The organism is Bombella sp. ESL0380 (assembly GCF_009725805.1).
In the GTDB taxonomy this organism is placed as follows: domain Bacteria; phylum Pseudomonadota; class Alphaproteobacteria; order Acetobacterales; family Acetobacteraceae; genus Bombella; species Bombella apis.
Genome location: NZ_WNIH01000003.1, coordinates 91,851 through 113,802 on the forward strand (window position 1 = coordinate 91,851; position 21,952 = coordinate 113,802).

The 21,952-nt window shown below is 61.3% G+C and carries 19 protein-coding genes and 1 pseudogene; 9 read left to right on the forward strand and 11 right to left on the reverse strand.

Features of this window, described 5'->3' with window-relative positions; all coding sequences use genetic code 11:
* Positions 1–37: 37 nt before the first annotated feature.
* From dprA to gltX, 5 genes are read right to left on the reverse strand one after another with little or no spacing between them, the layout of a single operon-like run.
* Positions 38–1,246, reverse strand: coding sequence for a DNA-processing protein DprA (gene dprA, locus GM608_RS01645; protein WP_333644875.1), 1,209 nt, complete (start codon positions 1,244–1,246; stop codon positions 38–40).
* Positions 1,230–1,865, reverse strand: a complete 636-nt coding sequence (gene plsY, locus GM608_RS01650; protein WP_043561018.1) for a glycerol-3-phosphate 1-O-acyltransferase PlsY — start codon at positions 1,863–1,865, stop codon at positions 1,230–1,232. The genes dprA and plsY overlap by 17 nt, the downstream gene beginning before the upstream one ends.
* A complete protein-coding gene (locus GM608_RS01655; protein WP_282802659.1) occupies positions 1,862–3,139 on the reverse strand; it encodes a dihydroorotase family protein in 1,278 nt (425 codons plus the stop codon). Before GM608_RS01655 ends, plsY begins: the two co-directional genes overlap by 4 nt.
* Positions 3,136–4,074, reverse strand: a complete 939-nt coding sequence (locus GM608_RS01660) for an aspartate carbamoyltransferase catalytic subunit (RefSeq protein WP_043561013.1) — start codon at positions 4,072–4,074, stop codon at positions 3,136–3,138. Before GM608_RS01660 ends, GM608_RS01655 begins: the two co-directional genes overlap by 4 nt.
* Positions 4,071–5,474, reverse strand: a complete 1,404-nt coding sequence (gene gltX / locus GM608_RS01665) for a glutamate--tRNA ligase (protein ID WP_086431802.1) — start codon at positions 5,472–5,474, stop codon at positions 4,071–4,073. The genes GM608_RS01660 and gltX overlap by 4 nt, the downstream gene beginning before the upstream one ends.
* Before the next feature lie 24 nt (positions 5,475–5,498).
* Here gltX and GM608_RS01670 point away from each other — a divergent pair, with 24 nt between their 5' ends.
* Positions 5,499–7,823 (forward strand): ComEC/Rec2 family competence protein, encoded by a 2,325-nt coding sequence (locus GM608_RS01670; RefSeq protein ID WP_333644876.1) that lies wholly within the window; start codon positions 5,499–5,501, stop codon positions 7,821–7,823.
* Positions 7,824–7,830: 7 nt separating this feature from the next.
* Here the strand turns inward: GM608_RS01670 and GM608_RS01675 are convergent, their stop codons facing one another.
* Together GM608_RS01675 and nth are read right to left on the reverse strand one after the other, a co-directional pair.
* The gene (locus GM608_RS01675; protein ID WP_043561007.1) at positions 7,831–8,775 is read right to left on the reverse strand and encodes a glycosyltransferase; all 945 of its coding nucleotides are present in this window, start codon (positions 8,773–8,775) and stop codon (positions 7,831–7,833) included.
* A 116-nt stretch (positions 8,776–8,891) separates the two neighbouring features.
* Complete coding sequence (gene nth / locus GM608_RS01680) at positions 8,892–9,590, reverse strand: endonuclease III (protein WP_408863022.1); 699 nt, start codon at positions 9,588–9,590, stop codon at positions 8,892–8,894.
* A 153-nt stretch (positions 9,591–9,743) separates the two neighbouring features.
* On the opposite strand from nth, the gene GM608_RS01685 reads away from it, so the two are divergent.
* Positions 9,744–11,537 (forward strand): ABC transporter ATP-binding protein, encoded by a 1,794-nt coding sequence (locus GM608_RS01685; RefSeq protein WP_192848641.1) that lies wholly within the window; start codon positions 9,744–9,746, stop codon positions 11,535–11,537.
* A 45-nt stretch (positions 11,538–11,582) separates the two neighbouring features.
* Here the strand turns inward: GM608_RS01685 and GM608_RS01690 are convergent, their stop codons facing one another.
* Positions 11,583–12,722: a type III PLP-dependent enzyme gene (locus GM608_RS01690; protein ID WP_043561002.1), complete on the reverse strand. Its 1,140-nt coding sequence runs from the start codon at positions 12,720–12,722 to the stop codon at positions 11,583–11,585.
* Positions 12,723–13,188: 466 nt separating this feature from the next.
* Here GM608_RS01690 and GM608_RS01695 point away from each other — a divergent pair, with 466 nt between their 5' ends.
* Positions 13,189–13,947 carry an aspartyl/asparaginyl beta-hydroxylase domain-containing protein gene (locus GM608_RS01695; protein WP_227656466.1) on the forward strand — a complete coding sequence of 253 codons (759 nt, stop codon included), beginning with the start codon at positions 13,189–13,191 and terminating at the stop codon, positions 13,945–13,947.
* Between the two features lie 56 nt (positions 13,948–14,003).
* Positions 14,004–14,981, forward strand: coding sequence for a YihY/virulence factor BrkB family protein (locus GM608_RS01700; RefSeq protein WP_227449777.1), 978 nt, complete (start codon positions 14,004–14,006; stop codon positions 14,979–14,981).
* A gap of 11 nt (positions 14,982–14,992) precedes the next feature.
* Here GM608_RS01700 and GM608_RS01705 read toward each other — a convergent pair whose 3' ends face one another.
* Entirely contained in the window at positions 14,993–15,583 is a 591-nt protein-coding gene (locus GM608_RS01705) for a septal ring lytic transglycosylase RlpA family protein (protein WP_333644878.1), read from the reverse strand.
* 174 nt (positions 15,584–15,757) lie between these two features.
* On the opposite strand from GM608_RS01705, the gene aroQ reads away from it, so the two are divergent.
* The 3 genes from aroQ to accC are packed head-to-tail and all read left to right on the forward strand — an operon-like array spanning position 15,758 to position 18,014.
* On the forward strand, positions 15,758–16,207 hold the full coding sequence (aroQ, locus tag GM608_RS01710; protein ID WP_043561671.1) for a type II 3-dehydroquinate dehydratase: 450 nt from the start codon (positions 15,758–15,760) through the stop codon (positions 16,205–16,207).
* On the forward strand, positions 16,204–16,659 hold the full coding sequence (locus tag GM608_RS01715; protein WP_043560999.1) for an acetyl-CoA carboxylase biotin carboxyl carrier protein subunit: 456 nt from the start codon (positions 16,204–16,206) through the stop codon (positions 16,657–16,659). Before aroQ ends, GM608_RS01715 begins: the two co-directional genes overlap by 4 nt.
* Positions 16,659–18,014 (forward strand): acetyl-CoA carboxylase biotin carboxylase subunit, encoded by a 1,356-nt coding sequence (accC, locus tag GM608_RS01720; RefSeq protein WP_043560997.1) that lies wholly within the window; start codon positions 16,659–16,661, stop codon positions 18,012–18,014. The genes GM608_RS01715 and accC overlap by 1 nt, the downstream gene beginning before the upstream one ends.
* A 66-nt stretch (positions 18,015–18,080) precedes the next feature.
* Here accC and ccmB read toward each other — a convergent pair whose 3' ends face one another.
* Both ccmB and ccmA read right to left on the reverse strand, forming a co-directional pair.
* Positions 18,081–18,785, reverse strand: a complete 705-nt coding sequence (gene ccmB, locus GM608_RS01725; RefSeq protein WP_081847766.1) for a heme exporter protein CcmB — start codon at positions 18,783–18,785, stop codon at positions 18,081–18,083.
* A gap of 54 nt (positions 18,786–18,839) precedes the next feature.
* Positions 18,840–19,421 (reverse strand): annotated as a pseudogene (ccmA, locus tag GM608_RS01730) (heme ABC exporter ATP-binding protein CcmA); the annotation flags it as partial.
* A gap of 193 nt (positions 19,422–19,614) precedes the next feature.
* Here ccmA and GM608_RS01735 point away from each other — a divergent pair.
* Both GM608_RS01735 and GM608_RS01740 read left to right on the forward strand, forming a co-directional pair.
* A complete protein-coding gene (locus GM608_RS01735) occupies positions 19,615–20,358 on the forward strand; it encodes an amino acid ABC transporter ATP-binding protein (protein WP_052349171.1) in 744 nt (247 codons plus the stop codon).
* Positions 20,359–20,426: 68 nt separating this feature from the next.
* Entirely contained in the window at positions 20,427–21,947 is a 1,521-nt protein-coding gene (locus tag GM608_RS01740) for an ABC transporter substrate-binding protein/permease (protein WP_052349215.1), read from the forward strand.
* Positions 21,948–21,952: the final 5 nt, after the last annotated feature.

Sequence of the window (21,952 nt, forward strand, 5' to 3'; positions counted from 1 at the left end):
TGGTGTCCTGGTGGTAAGGCTGTCTGGCCGATGCCCGCTAGCTGGGAAGTGTGATCTGCCCATCGTCGTGGCGTTGGACAGCTCCGTTCATTTCCAGCTCGATGAGTATTGCCGCAACTGCTGAGATGGACAACTGACAGCGTGATGCAATCTCGTCAACAGTGGAGGGGGTATGCGCCAGCAGGGAGAGAATATTTTTTTCGTCAGATTCCGGTAATGATTGACTGGCCGCAGGGGCTTCCTGGGGGGCAGCTGGCGGGGCGGTCGGTACTTTTTCAGTGGGTGTGAAAAGGGATGGCTGGCGTGAGGGAGGCCTGCTCCATGGGGCCAGTCCGGGGTCTGGTGAGGGCGTGTCTGCCAGGGCGGACAGGATGTCCTGAACCTGCTCGACCAGTATGGCCTGATTCTGTTTCAGCAGGTCATTCCCGCCGCTGGAACGTGGATCGCCGGGAAAGCCAGGCACGGCAAAGAGCAGACGCTGGAAGGTTGCAGCGAGTCGGGCCGTGATGAGTGTGCCGGAGCGTCTGGCTGCCTCAACCAGCAGGCAGCCACGGGCCAGACCGGCAATGAGAAGGTTGCGCCGTGGAAAATGGCGGGCATTGGCCGGCATGCCGGGAGGATATTCCGTAATCAGGCAGCCCTGCTGGGCTATGGCGGCCTGCAAGCCTGCATGTTCGGGAGGGTAGGTAATGTCCAGCCCGCCGGGCAGGGCGGCGATGGTCCGTCCAGAGGGCAGGGCTCCCCGGTGGGCCGCTCCATCAACTCCACGGGCCAGACCGGAAACGACAGTCAGGCCGGCTTCTGCCAGACCGGCGGCGAATTCCTTTGTCAGTTTCAGGGCCGGATTGGAGGCCTTGCGGGCCCCGACAATGGCCAGGGAGGGCGTGGAGAGCAGGTCTGTATTGCCTTGGGTGAATAGAAGCACGGGAGCATTCGGCAGTCCGGCCAGCAGGCGGGGATAGGCAGGGTCGGAGCGTAGCAGATGGTGGCCTCCCCGTTTTCCCAGCCAGGCAATTTCGTCTTCCATGCGGGATGCGGAGGGAATGGCTGGCGCCGGACGGCCGGAAAGGCGGGCACGGGCAGGCAGCGCTGCAATGGCCTGCTCTGCCGTGCCGTAAAGGCCCATCAACCGGCTGAATGTGGCGTTGCCAATGCCCTTTGTGCGGGCCAGCCGCAATCGAGCCAGACGTTCCGTTGCTGTCAGGTTGGCTTCTGATAATGCAGCTGGCTCATTTCTGTCCGACACGGGGTTCCGTTCCGCTACAGAGGCGGGCAATGTTGCCGTAATGGCGCAGGAGGATCAGCAGGGTGATGCATGCTGCTGCAATGGGACGGGCCGACATGATGGGTGCCAGAGAGAAGGCCACCATCAGGAACGGTGCTGCCAGAAAAGCCAGAAGCGCCCCCACGGAAGAAATCCTGCTCAGACGGACACCAGCCAGCCAGAGCAGGGTGCAGAGCAGCCCGACCGGCCAGCACATGCCCCAGAAAACACCGATGCCTGTAGCAACGCCCTTGCCGCCACGAAACCTGAGCCATATGGGGAAGCAGTGCCCCACGACAGCGGCACACCCTGCTACGGAGAGGCACAGGGCCGTGTCGTGAGGGGAGAGGGCCTCCGCCAGCAGGACGGCCAGAAGCCCCTTGAAGGCATCCAGAAGCAGGGTTGCCGCAGCGAGGCCTTTGCGGCCTGTCCGCAGCACGTTGGTGGCCCCGATGTTGCCGGAACCGATGCGCCGGATGTCACCCTGCCCACTGAGTGCGGTAAGCAGGAGGCCGAAAGGGATGCTCCCCAGAAGATAGGCCCCCAGAGCGATGACAGGCAGGCTGGGGGGCATGAGGGACCAGGTCAGGATGCCGCTCATGCAGGGAGACCTTTGGCAGTGAAGACTTCACGACCCTGACGGAAGGTCCGCAGGACACGTCCTTTGAGGTTTCGGCCATCAAAGGGGGTATTCTGTGCCCGGCCGGGCAGGCTGCCCGCGGTGACGGTCCATTCTTCTTCCGGGTCAAACAGGCAGAGGTCTGCCGGGGCACCGACGGCCAGCGTCCCGGCTTCCAGCCCCAGAAGACGGGCCGGAGCCACGGTGAGCAGGCGCAGGGCCTCCAGCAGCGGCAGGCCAGCCTGAAGCGTGACACCCAGCAGGGTGACGAGGCCGGTCCCGCCAGCCCGGGCTTGGGCAAAGGGAAGACGCTTGTCATCCGCATCGGCCGGGCTGTGATCGGAGGCGATGGCATCAATGGTGCCGTCTGCCAGACCCGCCAGAACGGCCTGCCGGTCAGCTTCCAGCCGCAGCGGCGGGGAGAGCTTGGCGTAGGTGCGGAAATCCCCGATATCCGCCTCCGTCATGGCGAAATAGGGCGGTGCCGTGTCGCAGGTGACCCGGATGCCCCGCTTTTTGGCATCAGCAATCAGGCCGAGGGCTTCCCCGGTGGAAACATGCCCGAAATGGATGCGTGCGCCCGTCAGTTCGGCAAGGCGAAGGTCACGGGCGATCATCATGGCCTCGGCGCAGGCGGGAATCTGTGGCAGGCCCATTTTCACGGCCTGCGGGCTGGCAGTGGCGCAGCCCCCTTTGGCCAGGGAGGGATCTTCCGGGTGGAGGACAATGACGGTATCCAGAAAGCCGGAATAGGCCAGCAGGTTGCGCATCTGCTTGGTGTCGGCAATGGCCCGGGCACCGTCGGTGAAGCCGATGGCCCCGGCTTTTTTCAGCAGGCCGATTTCGGCCATGTCCGTTCCGGCGCAGCCTTTTGTCAGGGCTCCATAGGGATAGATGGAGACAAGACCAGTCTCTTCCCCACGGCGGCGGATGTAATGGACGAGTGCCGGGTTGTCGATGGCAGGCTCGGTATCGGGAAGCAGGGCCAGGGAGGTGATGCCTCCTGCCACGGCAGCCTGAATACCGGAATCAATGCTCTCCCGGTATTCAGCTCCGGGTTCGCCAAAGCTGGCCCGCATGTCCACGAGGCCGGGGCAGAGGACGGCCCCTTTGCCATCCACGATGCGGGCAGCCTTGGGGGTCTCCTTGGGGTCGAGGGCGGCAATGCGCCCTTTCTCGACCAGCAGGCTCCCTTTGCCATCCCGCCCGGAGGCAGGGTCAATCAGCCGGACATTTTCAAAAAGGATGCTGCTCATGCGGGATTCTTCATGCGGGAAAGACGGTCGAGGACAGCCATGCGGACGGCCACGCCCATCTCGACCTGTTCAGAAATGACGCTCTGTGGCGAATCGGCGACATCGGAGGCAATTTCAACACCCCGGTTCATCGGGCCGGGATGCATCACCAGGGCTCCTGGCTTGGCCAGAGCGAGGCGGCGGCGGTCCAGCCCGAAGAGGGAGAAATATTCCCGTGCGCTGGGGACAAGGCCGCTGCCCATGCGCTCCCGCTGGACACGGAGACACATGGCCACGTCCGCATCCTTCAGGGCCTCATCAATGTCATGATGCAGGGTGACGCCTTCCAGCGTGCCGAGGGCACCGGGCAGCAGGGTAGGGGGACCTGCCAGATGGATGTCGTTGCCCATGGCCCGCAGGAGGTGAATGTCCGACCGGGCCACACGGCTGTGGGCGATGTCGCCGCATATGGCGATTTTCAGCCCGCTGAGGCGGCCGAAATGCCGCCGGATGGTCAGGCCGTCCAGCAGGGCCTGCGTGGGGTGCTCGTGCATCCCGTCCCCGGCATTGACGACACTGGCCTCGACCTTCTGCGAGAGCAGGGCTGGGGCGCCGCTCTGGGCATGGCGGACCACCAGCAGGTCGCAGTGCATGGCGTTGAGGGTGGAGGCCGTGTCCAGCAGGGTTTCGCCCTTGTTGACCGAGCTTGTGGCGACGGTCATGTTCACCACATCGGCACCCAGCCGCTTGGCGGCCAGCTCGAAGCTGGTGCGCGTGCGCGTGCTGTCCTCAAAGAAGAGATTGATGACGGTACGGCCCTGTAGCACGTCCCGTGGTGCATTGCGGGAACGGCTGAGCAGGGCATAGCTCTCGGCGAGGTCCAGAAAAGGCGTGATGTCCTTTTCTGTCATGCCTTCAATGCCGAGAAGATGGGGCGTGTGGTGTGTGGGGTTCATGCGGACAGGACACTCCGGATGCGGGCGAGAACCTCATCCCGGCCCAATGCGGCGAGCGTGAGGTCGATTCCGGGCGATGTCGTGGTACCTGTCATGGCAGCACGGAGCGGCTGGGCGACGGCACCCAGTTTCAGCTCATGCTCGGCAGCGAAGGCCCGCAGCGTGCTGTCGATCCCTTCTGCCGTGAAAGGTTCCAGCCCGGCGAGTTTTTCCTCCAGCCCGGCGAGAACCTTCCGGCCTTCCTCGCCCAGATGCTTTTCCGCCTTGGGGGTGATGGTCAGCGGCAGGCGCAGCCCGGCGAAGGCGGCGTTGTCGGCCAGCTCCACGACCGTCTTTGCCCGTTCCTTCAGCCCCGGCATGAGGGCAAGTACACGGGCACGGACCGTCTCGTCATGGTCAAGGTCATCACGTCGCTCCAGGCGCTGCATGACAAGGGCCGTCAGCCGCTCGTCATCGGCACGGCGCATCCAGATGCCGTTGAGGTGGCTGAGCTTGACGTAATCCATCCGGGAGGGAGAGCGGCCGATGCCGTCCATGTCGAAAAGCCTGATCTGTTCCTCACGGTCCAGCACCTCGGCATCGCCATGCCCCCAGCCGAGGCGCAGCAGATAGTTGCAGAGGGCCTCCGGCAGGATGCCTTCCTCACGGAAGTCCACGACGGACTGGGCACCATGACGTTTGGAGAGCTTGGCTCCATCCGGCCCGTGGATGAGGGGCAGATGGGCGAACTCCGGAAGGTCCCAGCCCATGGCCCGGTAGATCATGGCCTGACGGAAGGTGTTTGTCAGGTGGTCGTCACCCCGCATGACGTGCGTGATGCCCATGTCGTGGTCATCCACCACCACGGCGAGCAGATAGGTCGGTGTCCCGTCGGAACGGAGCAGGATGAGGTCATCCATCTCCGCATTGGCGACACGGACCTCTCCCTGCACATGGTCCCTGATGATGGTCTCACCCTCTTTCGGGGCCTTGAGGCGGATGGCATAAGGCACGCCTTCCGGGGCTTCGGACGGGTCACGGTCACGCCATGTGCCATCATAGCGGGGCGGGCGTTTCTCGGCCCGGGCCTTCTCCCGCATGGCGGCCAGCTCTTCGGGCGTGCAGTAGCAGCGGTAGGCCATGCCCTTTTCCATGAGCTGGGCCACGACCTCGGCATGACGGTCCTGCCGGCTGGCCTGGAAGACAGGCTCTCCGTCCCAGTCCAGTCCCATCCATTTCAGGCCATCAAAAATGACGTCCACGGCGTGCTGGGTGGAGCGTTCCCGGTCTGTATCCTCGATGCGCAGGACAAATTCTCCACCGTGATGACGGGCGAAGAGATAGTTGAACAGGGCAGCACGGGCGTTGCCGATATGGAGCAGGCCGGTGGGCGAGGGGGCAAAACGGGTACGGATCTTCATGAGCAGGCCTTATAACATGCCGGGATGGGTCGGGCCATCCACTTCAATGTGTCATCATGGGCTTTATCACAGGCAGCGGCACTTGTGGAATGGACGGGCCAGGGGTGGATGCAGGAGGCGGCAGAGCGGAGGATGATGGGGCAGGCTGTACTCAGGATGGTAGCGTCGGGGCTGGCCCGTCAGGGCAGTCGCCTGACCTGCTGGCTGCCTGTCGGTGTAGCCTTGGGCATTGTGGGGTATTTTGCCCTGCCGGCAGAACCTGCGTGGAGCACAGGCCTGATGATGGGTGGTTTGGCGGGCATGGGGCTGGTGTTGCTGGCCTGCTGCCGCTGGATGGTGGCCGGGACGGAACAGGCGGCACACTGGCAGGTGTTGGGGCATTGTCTGGGAAGTGGCCTCCTGGTGATTGGCCTGGGGTTTCTGCTGGCCTGGGGGCAGGCTGTCCGGCAGTCCCCCATGCCGCTCCTGCCCATGGAATCGGTCTGGCTGGAAGGACGGCTGGCGGCTCTGGAACCTGTTCCAGGCCGACATGAAGGGCAGAAGCCCAGCTGGCATGTGGTGGTGGAGGGGGCCGTGTTCGACTCTCCATGGTGGAATGGCATGGCGCCCCTGCAACGGCGGGTGACTGTCACCTTTCTGCCCAGAGAAGGGCAGGAAGATGGCCTGATGGCGTTGGTGACAGGCCAGCCTGTGCGGATACGGGCGCTTCTGCGCTCTCCGCCCCCACCGCTCTGGCCGGGAGGGCATGATGGGCAGCGTGCGGCCTGGTTTGCTGGACGTGCCGGAGCGGGACTGGCCCTCTCACCGCCCTTGCCGCTGAGAGCTGCCCCGGCAGGTGGTGTTGTGGGCCGTCTGGATGACAGGCTGGTCCATCTGCGGCAGACAATGGCCTGGATGATCGGAGCGGCCCTGCCGGGGCAGGTGGGAGCGGTGGCATCCGCCGTGCTGTGTGGCGAAACGGGCCGTCTTTCTGCCGAGACGAGGCAGAGCTATGCGGCTGCCGGGCTGGCGCATCTTCTGGCCGTGGCGGGCCTGCATCTGGGGCTGGTGATGGGGCTGGTGTTTGCCACGGTCAGACGTTGCCTCAGCCTGTCGCAGCGCCTGTCGGCCTACTGGCCCTGTCGTGAGGTTGCCATGCTGGTCTCTTTTGGGGCCGGGGTGGTTTATGTGGTGCTGACAGGGTTGCATGTGCCGGGGCTGAGAGCGCTGGGCATGGCGGGGTTGGCCGTGTTGGCCCTGCTGCTGGGGCGGCGGGCCGTTTCCATGCGGGGGCTGGCTCTGGTCTGCCTGGTGCTGGAGGTGATGTCTCCTGTTCTGGTGCTGGATGTTTCCTTCCAGATGTCTTTCGCAGCTGTGATGGCTCTGATTGCGGGTCACGAATCATGGAGGAACTGGCTGTTCCGGTTGGGAGGGCATCATGGGCAGCAGGCCCCGGCTCTCTGGCGGCGGGGGGCAGCTCTGCTGGTGGCCCTTGTTCTGACCTCCCTGCTGGCCGGACTGGCGACCCTGCCGCTCAGCATGGCGTATTTCGGCGCCTTCCAGCCATGGTTTGTCATGGCCAATCTTCTGGCAGTCCCCTTGATGGGTGTCTGGGTGATGCCTGCCGGGATTGTGGCCCTGCTGCTGATGCCATTTGGCCTTTCTTCGGGGCCACTGCACGTGATGGGGTGGGGCATAAAGGGTATCGGCTGGCTGGCAGGGTGTGTGGCGGCGGCTCCGCTTGCATCATTGCCGGTGCCGTCTTTTCCGGCCTGGGGGGTGGGGCTGTATCTGCTGGGGCTGACCGTGATGTGTCTGTGGCGGGGATGGGGCCGGTTTGCTGGCGTGGGTGTGATGGCTGTGGCGCTTTCAGCACCCTGGCTGGTGGACCGGCCCGTGATGCTGCTGGTGGAGCAGGGTGCCGTTTTGGCTGTCCGGCAGGAAGGGGCCATGAGGGTGATGGAGGGGCGCCCTGGTAGCGGGCTGGTCCGACAGGAGATGCAGCGTGCCTTGGGCTGGAATGTCAGAGGGCTGGGGCAGCCGGACTGTGCGGCAGGTCTCTGTCATCTACGCCTTGGGAATGATCGGCTGGTTTTGTGGCGTGGGGTTGCCGGGCCGGAGCGTGGTGGAGAGGCATCATGCCGGGATGTTGTGTTGGAGATACGTATGGGCGGACAGCATCCTCTCTGTCCGTCTGTCCGGCAGCTTGGTCCGGCTGATCTGCGGCGGGAAGGAAGCTGGGCCGTTTATGGGACGGGGGCGGGTGGTATCAGGCTCGTGTCGGACAGAATGGTGCAGGGGGATCGCCTCTGGACCGGCGAAGGAGCGTTCCAGAATGTCGTGCCCCTGCCACCAGCTCCGGCTGAGTGAAAGAGAATCAGGACCCGCACAATGTACGGATCAGTGGCGGGGCAATGCGGCTGAGGCGCTGCTCCAGGGCAGCGGAGAGGCGCCGGTAATGGCTGGCACCAGGCAATGCCGGGTCTTCCCACGGTTTGGTCCCCTCGGGGAACTGGATGATGCAGCGTTTCAGCCGTTCGCTTTCCCGGCGTTTCTTCCATGGTTCCGGGAGATGCAGGCAGAGATTTTCCGTCAGCTTGCCGGTCAGGAAGTTCCAGCGTTCGGGCAGGAGATGGACATGGTCGTGGAAGACCTGATTGAGGATGTCTGTCCCCGGGCAGAGATAGGGGCGTGTAGCAAGGGTGAAGCAGCGGTTTATCTGCGACGGTGAGATGAGCCGGGGGCGGAGCAGCATCATGCTGCTGTTGAAGTAGTCTTCCGGCCGGGCAAGGGAGAGATGCTGGCGGGTATAGTCGGGCAGGGAGACATCGGGCAGCCCGGCAGCGGGAGCATCGCCCAGCAGGGTATGGATGGGCACTTCATGCTGGCGGAGAATCTGGGCGACAGGGTCGGCCACGGCACCGATGGCGGCCTGCCGGGGAAAACGGTTCAGCAGGGGGGGCAATGGTCCGGTAACGAGCAGGGCACTGTCCAGCCAGAGCACATGGACATCATCCCGGAACAGCACCGGGAGATAGCAGCGATAGAAACATTCATTGCGCCATCGTTGATGGGTGTGCAGGCGCAGGGCTGCGGCTTTCTGTCCGACATCGTGAAAGGTCAGCAGGCTGTATTCTGTTCGGAACAGGTCACTGATGATGAGCTGGAGGGCTGGCGCCACATTGGTGTGGAGGATGTGGAAATCGAGCTTCGTGCGGGGATTGTGATCCACGACGGACTGGATGGCACAGAGCGTGGCCCAGAGGTCTTTGCCATTCGTGCCAAAAACGATGGCCGTCTCTTCCAGTCGAGGCGATGGCATGGTCTATCTCATGGTTTGATCGTAAAATTAGACACAAAAGGTCTTTTATAGACTTTTACGATAAAATAAAGGACTTGATATGAAGGCTTTTTTTGGAGGAGAAGCTTCTGGCCTGCTCAGCGCTTGGGGGGTATTTTGTTCTTTTCCCTGTAGAGACACCATTCAGTGACGGGGCAGCGCCAGCATTCCGGTGTGCGGGCCTTGCAGACATAGCGGCCATGCAGGATGAGCCAGTGATGGGCAGGGCGGAGCATCTCTTTGGGGATGCGGCGGACCAGCTCATCCTCCACGGCACGGACGGTCTTGCCCGGTGCGAGGCCAGTACGGTTGCCGAGGCGGAAAATATGGGTATCGACAGCCATGGTTGGCTGGTCGAAGGCGATGTTGAGGACGACATTGGCTGTTTTCCGACCCACGCCGGGCAGGGCTTCCAGCTCTTCCCGGTTTCCGGGGACCTGCCCGTCATGTTTTTCCAGCAGCTGCTGGCAGAGCAGGGCCACGTTATGGGCTTTTGAGCGCCAGAGGCCTATGGTGCGGATATGTCTGGCGATGCCTTCCTCACCCAGTGCGGCCATGCTGGCAGGGTCGGGGGCTTCTTCGTACAGGGCACGGGTGGCCTTGTTGACGGAAACATCCGTCGCCTGTGCTGAAAGCACGACACTGACGAGCAGCTCGAACGTGTTGTGATAGATCAGCTCGCTGCGGGCGTCCGGGTGTGCTTTTTCCAGCGCGGCCAGAAAGGCACGGACGGCCTTCAGGCTCATGCGGGGCTGGGAGCTGGTCGAGCGTGTGCGGGGCGTGCTGGTAGAAGCCATGAGGGTATGGTGGGTCCGGCCATTATGGGAAAAACTCTGTCCGTTCCTAAGGGGAGTCGGGTTTTTCTTCAAGCGGAGGGGCCGGGTGTGGTCTGATAGGTTTTGAAGGAGGAAAAGGCAGACGTGGCAGAAAATGGGGATGGACGGGACAGCATGAAGAAACTCTCCTTTGGGGCGATACTGGCTTTTGTGGTGAAGCGCTGGCTGGGCCAGCCTGCCATGCTGGCATGGACGCTGGGCGGTGTGGCCTTGGCCACGGTAGCTGATATATGCACTCCTCTTCTGGCTGGTCGCCTGGTGGGTGATATTTCCACAACGACATCTGCCTCATCGGCTGCTGGTGGCCGGGAGGCTTTGCTGCATGATGCCCTGCTCATGGTCAGCGGGCTGCTGGTTCTGGGGCTGGTGGGCGTCATGGGCCGGCGGTCTTCCTACCTGGGGATCAGCAAACTCAGCCTTGCTGTCATGCGCCGGGTGCTGGATGATGCTTTCGCCCGGGTGCAGCGTTTCTCGTCAGACTGGCACGCCAACAATTTTGCGGGCTCTACCGTGCGGCGGATCACCCGGGGAATCTGGGCCATTGATACGCTGGATGACACGCTTCTCCTGCTCATTACGCCAGAGGTTCTGGTCCTGCTGGGGACGACCCTGGTCCTGCTGGTGCGGGCGCCCCTCATGGGGCTGGTGCTGGCCGTGATGGTCGGGCTGTTTGCCTGCATGTCCATCTGGCTGGCTCTGCGTTATGTGGCGCCAACAGCCCGGATATCCAACGCCTGTGATTCCAGGATGGGGGCCGTGCTGGGGGATGCCATTACCTGCAATGCGGTGGTGAAGAGTTTCGGGGCGGAGGAACGGGAGGAGCGGCAGCTCCATGCCGTAGCCCGCACGTGGGCGGACAAGACCTATTACAGCTGGTATCGGGGGACGAACAGCGCCAACTTTCAGGCGTCCTATACGCTGCTGATGCGTGTGGTGATGATTGGTCTGGCTGTGCTGCTCTGGTGGCGTGGTATGGCCGGGCCGGGTGATGTGGCCTATGTGCTGACGATGATGTTCCTCATCCAGGGTTATCTGCGGGATCTGGGGCAGCAGGTGAGCCAGGTTCAGCGGTCGGTCAATGAGATGGAAGAACTCGTCGGGCTGTTCTCGAGTGAACCGGCCATCCGGGATATCCCCGGTGCCATTCCGTTGGAGGTGACGGCGGGGGAGATTGTCCTTCTGGATGTGAGTTTCCGGTATCCATCCCAGGAAAAGCCGATCTATCAGGGGCTGTCGCTGAGGATCGCACCGGGGAGCCGTGTGGCCCTGGTCGGGGCGTCCGGGTCGGGCAAGACGACGCTGACACGGTTGTTGCAGCGTCTGTATGATGTGGATGGTGGTAATATTCTGATTGATGGGCAGGATATTGCTTACGTCACCCAGCAGAGCCTGCGGCGCCAGATTGCGCTTGTCCCGCAGGAACCCATGCTGTTCCATCGAACATTGGCTGAGAACATTGCCTATGGTCGGCCTGATGCCACCCGGGAGGAGATCGAGCAGGCGGCACGGCTTGCCAATGCTGATGGATTCATTACCCGTCTTGCCGAAGGGTATGAGACGCTGGTTGGTGAACGTGGCGTGAAGCTCTCCGGGGGAGAGCGCCAGCGCGTGGCGATTGCCCGGGCTTTTCTGGTTGATGCGCCGATTGTGATTTTTGATGAAGCCACGGCAAGCCTCGATTCTGAATCAGAAATGCTGGTGCAGGAGGCCATGACCCGCCTGATGGAAACACGCACCGTACTGGTTGTGGCGCACCGTCTGGCCACCGTGCGTGACCTGGACAGGATTCTGGTATTTCATCAGGGGCAGATCGTTGAGGATGGCACGCACGAGAGTCTGATGGCTCTGAAGGACGGGGCCTATCGGCGGCTCGTGTCGCTGCAATCGCTTGATGCAGCCAGCCCGTAACGGGCTGGCTGATGCTGGATGGTCGTCTCCTGCCCTGCGGAAGGGTCAGATGTAATGTTCATCCAGTGGTGGAAAGCCATTGAACCCGGTCGAGCAGTAAGTGGACACATAGGCACCAGTGGCGAGGATGTTGATCCTGTCTCCTGCCTTGAGCTCTTCTGGCAGGGGAACGGGATTTTTCTCGTATAGCACGTCCATGCTGTCGCATGTCGGCCCGGCCAGGATGCAGGGTGAGCGGCTGCTCGTGGTGTCGTCATGGGGTGTCTGGAAGACATAGCGGATGGATTCGCCTTCTGTTTCCGCCAGACCACCAAAGCGGCCGATATCCAGATAGACCCAGCGGGGAGTGTTGTCCTCACCGCCCCGCCTGCTGGCCAGCACGACCTCGGTATGCACGATTCCCGCACTGCCAACCATGTAGCGGCCCGGCTCCAGCAGAATGCGGGGGGCCCCTTGTGGGAAATGCGCTGCCATGGCCTCCGTTATGGTCGTGCCGAACTGGTCGATGCTGGGGATGGGGCTGTTGTAATAGGTTGGAAAGCCCCCGCCCATATTGATGAAGTCCAGCGTGATGCCCTGCTTCTGGAGGCGGTGGCAGATTTCGGCAGCCTGAGCAATGGCGTCGGCATAGGCTGTCGTGCTGGTCTGCTGGCTACCGACATGGAAAGACAGGCCAGCTGGTTTCAGGCCCAGCTCACGGGCTTTCTGCAACAGGGTAAAAGCGCTTTCCGGCGTCGTGCCAAACTTGCGGGAGAGCGGCCACTGCGCCCCGGTATTGAGAACTCCCAGCCGACAGAAAACCTCACAGCCGGGGGCGTGTTCTGCCAGTTTTTCCAGCTCCTCCATGCAGTCGAATGCATAGAGTGTCAGGCCTTTCTGATGGGCATAGGCAATGGAGCGCACCGTCTTGACGGTGTGGCCGAAAGAAAGTTTCTGCGCCGGAATGCCTGCTTGTAGGCAGATGTCGATCTCTCCGGGGGATGCGATGTCGAAGAACGAGCCGAGGGCATGCAGCTCCTTCAGGATCGCTGGTGCCGGATTGGCCTTTACGGCGTAATGGATCCGGGCAGAGGGAAGGGCATCGTGCAGGGCGTGGTACTGCGTGCGTACGCAGTCCAGGTCCACGACAAGGCAAGGGGTGGCGGGTTTTTGTTCGGTGAGAAAACGGGCGATTCTGGGAGTCATGATACTCACGTCCCCTATAAATTCTCCCCGGTCGGGGGAGATGTTGCGAAACGGTCGAACGGACCGGCGGGATTCCGCCTGCCCCCTGCAGGCAAGGGGATACGGGGCCAGAGCGCTTGACGTCGTTGCGTAACCTCATGAGGGCCAGTGGCACGTGCGTTGCTGCGTGGAGTGCGTGACAATGCCCAGATTTTTTTTCAATGCAAGGGGAAACTGAAGGGTGGCTTCCGGGTATGGTTCTCATCACAAAAAAGTGATGTCAAGCCAGCCATTCAGCAGGAGGGGACGGGAAGGGAGCGCTCTGTTCAGGAAGGATTTTTATTAAAATTCAGTGTGTTGTTGAGTGGGGTCAGTCATGGCCGGTAGATGCCATGTCGATAGGGTGACTTTCAGTTAAGAAAACTGTTCTGGTAACAGTGTAACGTCTGCGTGGACTGGTTTGATGTGTTTTCTGCTAATGGAGGACATGATGACGGTAGGTCATGACGATAAGAAAAAACGCCCCTTTCTTGTGCGGGTTGGCAAGGCGCTGCGCCCCTTGTTCAATGCCCTGATTGCCAGAGGGTCACTGGTCCCCAATACACCTCTGCTGGACAATGGCCTGTTTCCTTGGGCGGTGGCCCTGGAGAAGGCTGCCCCGCTGATGCAGAAAGAGTTTCAGGCCATCATGGCTGAGCGTGAGAAAATTCCGCCCCTGCGTGACCTTTCGCCCGATCATGAGCGCATTGCGCCGGACAGCCGCTGGAAGTCATTTTTTCTGTACGGCTACGGCATTCCTGTTCCAGAGAATTGTGCCAAGGCCCCTGTTACGGCCCAGCTTGTGGCCGGGATTCCCGGTCTCTGTTCCGCCCTGTTCTCTGTTCTGGAGCCCGGTGGGGAAATTCCACCCCATAAAGGGGTTACCAAAGGGATGCTGAATGCACATCAGGGCTTGGGGGTTCCACGAGATCGTGATAATTGCTGGATCAAGGTCGCAGATCACACGCTGCACTGGGATGATGGCAGGCTGTTCATCTTTGATGATACCTACCGGCATACGGTGCAGAACAACACCGATGAGGTGCGTGGCATACTGTTCATTCAGTTTGAGCGGCCTACCCGTGGTCTGGGATGGTTGATGCAGCGTATTTTCCTTGGAGGGGTGAAAAAATCCGCCTTTGTCAGGGATGCCCAGAACAATATCGAACGCTGGAACCGTATTCAGGCTGAACTGGAGAAAGTGTGATGATGGAGCCGTGATCTTGCTGTCACGGCCTCGCAGGGAGAGGAAAAGCGCACCCCGTGCCCGACAAGATCGAGATGCCATTGGAGCCTCCGCCACCACCAAAAGGCCTCTGGGCCACGTTCAGGCAGGTCCTGAGCAACAGCGGAGACAGCCAGACGTCCCTCAGTGCGGCGGGATGCGCCTTCTTTGCAACCCTGTCGCTGTTTCCCGCCCTGACGGCGCTGATCTCTGTCTATGGGCTGGCTTTTGACGTACAGACGGCAGAAGAGCAGCTGCGTGTCGTCAGGCATATGCTCCCTCCTGCCGCCTATGAGATGATCTTCGACAGGATCCATGCGCTGGTGACTCAGCCTCAGTCCTCACTGACCCTGGGGCTGGTTTTTTCCCTGCTGGTGGCTCTCTGGTCCGTCACGGCCAGCAGCAAGTCCATCCTGTCTGCCCTGAATATCGTCTATCATGCCAGGGAAACTCGTGGTTTCCTGCATTTTCAGGTTCTGGCCTTCGGCACAACTCTTCTGGCCGTGATAGGGGCCTGCCTGACGTTGGCGCTCATGGTGGCGGCTCCGGCCATCGTGGATTATCTGCCACGCTATCTGAGTTATGTGGGGGTGACGATAGATAGCCTGCCGCCATCGCTCCATTTTCTGGTGGAGCAGGGCACGCCCGTTCTCGTTCACTGGCTGGCCCCTTCCATCATGCTCTGTTTCGTCTTCATGGCGCTGATCGTGCTGTATCGTATCGCCCCGTGCCGGGAGCGCATGACATCATGGCGCTGGATCCTGCCCGGTGCGTTTCTGGCGACCCTGCTCTGGGTTGGCGTGTCCATTGGTTTTTCGTGGTACGTCTCGCACTTTGCCAGTTATGGTACGACGTATGGGCCACTGGGTGCCGTGGCGGCTGTCATGATGTGGCTTTTTGTCAGTGCGTATGTCGTGCTGTTTGGCGCCGTGCTGAATGCCGAGCTGGAGGAGCGGGGCTACCGGCGGATCGTCCGCAAGGAAATGGGAATCCCCGTCAGGCCAGCGGATCACTGAGGAGCTGCCGGTTACCGGAGCGGGCTGTCCTGTGCGATTTTTTCGGCCTGACGGGCCTGGTCCTGAAGAATCTCGTGCATGTCGGTAGGGTGGCGGAAACGGGAGCGGCGGCGGGGAAGGACCGTTATGGTGATGTGGCTGACACCGTGATTCATGATTCCTAGGCTGGCCGCAGCCCCCTGTGAGAGGTCGATGATGCGGTCGCTGTCGGCTGGCCCGCGGTCATTGACCCTCACGATGACAGATCGGCCCGTGACGGATGAATGGACCAGCAGTTTCGTTCCCAGAGGGAGGGACGGATGGGCGGCCGTCAGCGCATCGGGGCTGAAGCGTTCGCCGCTGGCAGTCCGTTTTCCGATCAGCTTTTTGCCGCCATACCAGCTGGCCAGCCCGCTTTGCGTGGGAGGGAGTGCAGCTTCTTCCGTCTTCTCCACGTCTGATGACATCCCGGCCGCCAGGGCGGATGGGCTGGAGGCGACATGCCCCAGACATGCAAGAATGATCAGACACGGCAGGGTAGAGGCTGTGAAGGGGAACCGCCTGTTCCGCCCACGGGGGACGACAGCTTCCATGGAAGCAGGAAAAGGTGTGTTTGCCTTCATGTTACCCACGGATATTGTTGATGGTCATCCCGAGTGTGTCACAACTTGAACAGATGGGCCAGCGTGGGCGTCCAGATGATTGTAAACTATTGGATAACATATGAAGATTGCGGTGCCAGACTGTAAAAGAAGTGGCTTTACCTGATGAAGATGAAGGTGCTATCAGCCGTTCGGATGAAGCGACCTCTTATTGTTGTCCTGAACGGACCGAACCTGAATATGCTGGGGCTGCGGCAGCCTGAGATTTACGGCGAAGCCACACTGGATGATGTGGAGCAGCTGTGCCTTCAGGCTGCGGAGCGGCTCGATGTGACGATCGACTTCCGCCAGACCAATGGCGAGGGGGAGCTTGTGTCATGGGTGCAGGAATGCCGGGGCCGTGCAAGCGGTATTGTCATAAATCCTGCGGCCTATGGGCACACATCGATTGCTTTGCTTGATGCGCTGCTGGCTGTTGAGCTGCCAGTGATTGAGGTGCATATGTCTAACATTCATCGCCGGGAAGCATTTCGTCATCACACGTATGTTTCACAGGCAGCCCGTGGAGTCATCTGCGGGCTGGGGATACGCGGGTATGCCCATGCTCTCCAGGCGGTGGCAGATATGATTGAGGATGAAGGATGAGCCGTATGCTCGTGGACAAGGAGGCCATTCGGGCACTGGCCGATATCCTGACGGATACAGGCCTGACCGAGATTGAAGTTTCCGAAGGCGACAGCCGCCTTCGTGTTGCCCGGAATGTGACCGTACAGGCTGCGGCTGCTCCCGTGGCCGCTGCTCCTGCTGCGGCTCCCGCCCCCGTGGCGGAAGAGGCCGTGGCCCCGGCAGACCCGTCATCCCATCCTGGCGCTGTTCCCAGCCCGATGGTGGGCGTGGCCTATCTGACACCGGACCCCTCCTCCCCTCCGTTCGTGCAGGAAGGAGGCCAGGTCGCTGCCGGGCAGACCATCATGCTCATCGAGGCGATGAAGACCTTCAACCAGATCAAGGCACCGCGTGCAGGCAAGCTGGTCCGCTACTGCGTGGCATCTGGCGATCCGGTTGAATTCGGGGCAACATTGGCGATCATCGAGTGATGTTTTCCAAGATCCTGATAGCCAATCGTGGCGAGATTGCCCTGCGGGTGCTGCGCGCCTGCCGGGAGATGGGCATCAAGACGGTGGCGGTGCATTCCACGGCAGATGCTGACGCCATGCATGTGCGTCTGGCCGATGAGGCTGTCTGCATCGGGCCGCCAAGCTCCCGTGATTCTTACCTGAATGTGGCGGCTATTCTTTCTGCCGCCACCATCACCGGAGCAGAGGCCATCCATCCGGGCTATGGCTTCCTTTCCGAAAATGCGGAATTCGCCGAAACGGTGGAGGAGCACGGCATCGCCTTCATTGGCCCGACAGCCGAGCACATCCGCATGATGGGTGACAAGATCACCGCCAAAACGACCATGGAGGCCCTCGGCGTGCCGCTGGTGCCCGGGTCGGACGGGGCCCTGCGGAGCCTGGACGAGGCCCGGGAAGTTGCGGCCCGTGTCGGGTATCCGGTGCTCATCAAGGCCGCTGCCGGTGGTGGTGGTCGTGGCATGAAGGTAGCCCAGACAGCTGATGAGCTGGAGGAAGCCTGGAGCGTGGCCCGGACGGAAGCCCGTGCCGCTTTTGGCAATGACGAGGTCTATCTGGAGAAATATCTCGACAAGCCCCGTCATATCGAGCTTCAGATCATGGGTGACACGCACGGCAATGTCGTGCATTTCGGGGAGCGTGACTGCTCCCTCCAGCGTCGCCATCAGAAGCTGCTGGAGGAAGCCGGTTCCCCCGTCATCACGCCAGAGCAGCGCAACGAGATTGGCAAAACTGTTACGGATGCCCTGTCACGCATGGGGTATCGCAATGCCGGTACGCTCGAGTTCCTGTATCAGGACGGGCAGTTCTGCTTCATTGAGATGAATACCCGCCTTCAGGTGGAACATCCGGTGACGGAAATGGTCTGCGATGTGGACCTCGTGCGGGAGCAGATCCGTGTGGCCGCTGGTGAAAAGCTGAGCTACCGGCAGGAAGACATCGTGATGAACGGCCATGCCATCGAGTGCCGCATCAACGCCGAGGACCCGGAAACCTTTGCGCCCAACCCGGGGACGGTCAAGGTGTTCCATGCTCCCGGTGGTCTTGGTGTCCGTATGGACAGTGCGCTCTTTGCCGGTTACAGGGTGCCTCCCTATTACGACAGCATGATTGCCAAGCTGATCGTTCATGCTCCCACCCGTGCGCTAGCCATCAGCCGCATGCAGCGGGCCCTGACGGAGTGTGTTGTGGAGGGGGTGAAGACGGTCATTCCTTTGCATCAGAAAATTCTGGCAGACCCGGAGTTCCAGAAGGGTGAATATACCATTCACTGGCTGGAGAATTTCGTGGCAAAACTTCAGGCCGATAAAGCCTGAAGATTTCTGCTTCGGCCTGTCCGTTCAGAAAGCCGTTCCCGTAGCAGGGAGCGGCTTTTTTTATGGTCAGCCCCGTGCTTCTTTCAGGCTGGCTCCAGCGATGAGGGGGCAGCCCGGCAGGGCCAGAAGGAAAAGGGCCGCCAGAAGGCTCAGATTGGCCGTACAGGCTGTTCCTGTCGGGGTGGTGCAGGCCAGTGTGCCGAAGATGAGACCAGGAGTCATCAGCGGCAGTGTCAGCACGGGGAGCAGAAGGCTGTTGCGGCGTGCTCCCAGTGTTATGGCCGCTGTCATGCCCCCTGTGAGAGAGAGGGTCAGGCTGCCCAGAGTAAGGCTGAGCATGAGCACCGTCAGGTTATGGGCTGGCAGCTGGAAGAACAGGGCCAGCAGAGGGGTGGCCAGCAGGATGGGCAGTCCACCTGTCACCCAGTGGGCGAACATTTTCCCCAGCGCAATGAAGGCAGGGTGCAGGGTGATCTGGAGCATGTCCAGTGATCCGTCTTCCGCATCTTCATCATAGAGGCGCTCCAGCGGCAGGAGTGAGGCCAGCAGGGTACAGACCCACAGAATGGCCGGGCCGGTCTGCTGGAGCAGGGCGGGGGTGGGGCCGAGGGCAAGAGGAAAAAGTGTGCTGCAGACTGTCAGGAACAGCAGCCCCCCTACGGTTTCGGCACCGTTCAGGCGGGCCAGATGCAGCTCCCGGCGCAGATGCAGGAGCAATGGATGAAGGGTCTTTTTCGAGGCTGGCTCCTCATGCACTGGCGGGGTTTGCATGGTCAGGTCTGGCGTGATGGATGGTGCCACCATGCCGGGTGTGAGGTGCTGGCTGCCCGGTAGGGATAGTGGCGCATGGGAGGCAATGGCCACGGCCCCCCCACGGGCACGATGCTCCGCCAGCAGGGTCTCCAGCAGGGCAAGGCTGGCAGCATCCAGACCATTGGCAGGCTCATCCAGCAGCCACAGCCGGGCATCGGGAAGGAGCAGCAGGCGGCTCAGGGCTACACGACGTTTCTGCCCCAGCGAGAGCAGGCGGACAGGGCAGTCCAGAAGATGGGCCAGCGCCAGACGCTTCAGGGCAGCATGGATGGTTTCTGTCCCATGAGGCATGAAGAGACAGAGATTCTGCTCGACCGTCAGGGTGGATTTCAGGGCGTCAGCAGGGCCAAGCCAGGCAATGTCGGCCCGGCGGGTTACTGTGCCTCCAGCAGGGGGACACAGCCCTGCCATCAGCCGCAGAAGTGATGATTTGCCCGTACCATTTGGCCCGGTAAGGAGGAGGGCATCACCGGTAGCGAGGTTCAGGGAGAGATCAGGGACCAGACAGCGTCCTGCCCGCTCCAGCCGGACATGATCCAGCCGGAGAAGGGATTGTGGTGGAGAGGCAGGCGGGCATGAGGTGCTGGAGGCCATGGTGATGTTTCATGTGGAGCTGGAAGGGGCCTGGGGAAGGTCCGGGAGAAAAATATGCCCTTCCGGGTGGAAAATACAGAAAAGGATGTTTTGCTTGAAGGGTGGTTATGGTTAAGAAAGCGCATGGTGAATGACTACAGGATGGTTGTCCATGTTGTAGCGTGCAGGAGGATGTTCGGAACTGACTGACTGGGTGCTGAAGGCGACCGGTATCGCCAAGTCTTTCGCCGGGAATGAAATTCTGCGGGGAATTTCTCTGGAAGTGGAACGTGGGGAGCTGATTTCCATCATCGGGCCGTCCGGCTGTGGGAAATCAACGTTCCTCCGCTGTCTCAATTTTCTGGAACATCCTGATGCCGGAGAGGTGCGGGTTGAGGATGTGACCGTGGCCAGTACGGGCTCATGGCGCCGTGCGGACGAGGTTCAGGCCCACCGTCTGCGCAGCCATGTGGGCATGGTCTTCCAGTCCTTCAACCTGTTTCCACATCGCACGGTGCTGGAGAACGTCATGCTGGCCCCCATGCAGGTCAAACGCATGAGTGAGACGCAGGCGAAGCATGTTGCCTGCGAACTTCTGGAGAAGGTTGGCCTTGCCGCCGTGAAGAACCGTTACCCGGACAGGCTCTCCGGCGGGCAGCAGCAGCGTGCGGCCATTGCCCGGGCTCTGGCGATGAAGCCTTCCGTCATGCTGTATGATGAGCCGACATCCGCTCTGGACCCGGAACTTTCCGAAGAGGTGCTGTCTGTCATGAGGGCGCTGGATGCAGAAGGCATGACCCAGCTCGTCGTGACGCACGACATGCGTTTCGCCCGGGCGGCCTCGGACCGTGTGCTGTTCATGGAAGCTGGACAGATTGTGGAAAGTGGCGACCCCGATGTGATGTTCGCCAACCCGCGTGAGGCAGGAACCCGGCGTTTCCTGCGGACACTCCTTTGATGAATGGGGGCACGGTGATGAAGCGTGTGATGTTTGCGCTGGCTCTGGCCCTGTTCGGGCTGTGGGGTATGGCAGGTCTGTCCGCTCCTGCCTGGGCTGAAGGCGGTACTCCAGCAGTAGCTTCCCTGCGGGTTCCCGGTGCTACGGATGACAGGGACCTTCCCTGGGCGTCGGACGGAGAGGCCAACGTGCCTTACGTCTTTCACGATCCAGCCCATGAAGGGCGGATGACAGGTTTTGAATATGACCTGATGCAGACCATCAGCGCCCGGATGGGACGGCATGGGCGTTTCGTACAGAATGGCTGGGACGGGCTGATCCCCGGCCTCTCACGGGACCTGTATGCCCTGGTCATTGATGGTATCGAGATGACGCCGGAGCATAAGGCTGCCGTGCTTTTTTCCCGGCCCTATTATGTGACGGTGGATCGGATTGTCCTGCGGAATGATGAAAAAGGGCTGGACACGCTTGATGCCCTGAAAGGCCATGTGGTCGGGACCATCAAGAGCACGGCTGCCGAGCGTCTTCTGCTGGATCACGATCCGGCCAATGTGCGTTCTTATGATGAAGAGACAAATCTGTTTTCTGACCTGAAGAACGGACGTCTTGATGCCATTCTGATTGATGAGCCTATTGCCCTTTATTACCGGTCGGATGATCTGAAGCTCGTTGGGCCGCCGATCGGTCGTGTGGCTTATGGAATTGCCTTCCCTAAGAACAATCCCGGCCTGCGTGATGCTGTGGATTCCGTTCTGGGTGATCTCATGAGCGATGGCACCCTGCATCAGATTCTGGCCCGCTGGAATCTCTGGACGCCGCAGATGGCCGATTACACGGGGGATCAGACTCTCTCAACAGTCCAGCCAACGGCCTGGGTGGATTACCGCCAGACGATGGAGCGGATGTCCGGCAGCAGCGTGCAGGCCATGGTCCACCGTTATGTCAGTTTTCTGCCTCTGATAGGCAGCGGGGCGTTGATGACGCTGGGCGTGTCGGCTCTGGCGATGGTGCTTGCCGTGGCGATGGGGCTGGTGCTGGCTCTGGCCCGGGCCTACGGGGTGGCACCGTTACGCTGGCTGGCCGGGCTGTATGTGGAGATCGTGCGGGGCACGCCGTTGCTGATACAGGTGCTGTTCATTTTCTATGGACTGCCTGCTTTTGGTCTGCGTCTGTCGCCTTTTGCGGCGGGCGTGCTGTCGCTGGGGCTGAATTATGCGGCCTATGAGGCGGAAAATTACCGGGCGGGGCTGCTTTCTGTTCCCCGTGGGCAGATGGAAGCGGCCATCGCCCTGAACATGACCCACATGCAGGCCCTCCGGCTCGTGATCGTTCCGCAGGCCTTCCGCACGGTCGTACCCGTCATGACGAACGATTTCATTGCCCTGCTCAAGGACAGTTCCCTCGTTTCCGTCATCACGCTGACAGAGCTGAGCCAGACCTATATCCGTCTCTCGTCAACCTATTATGACTATATCGGCACGGGGCTCATGGTCGGTCTGGCCTATCTTCTGGTTGGCCTGCCTTTTGTGCGCCTCGCCCGCATGGCGGAGAAGCGCATGGGGCGCGTCGTCGCCAAGGGGCATCACTGAAGGCC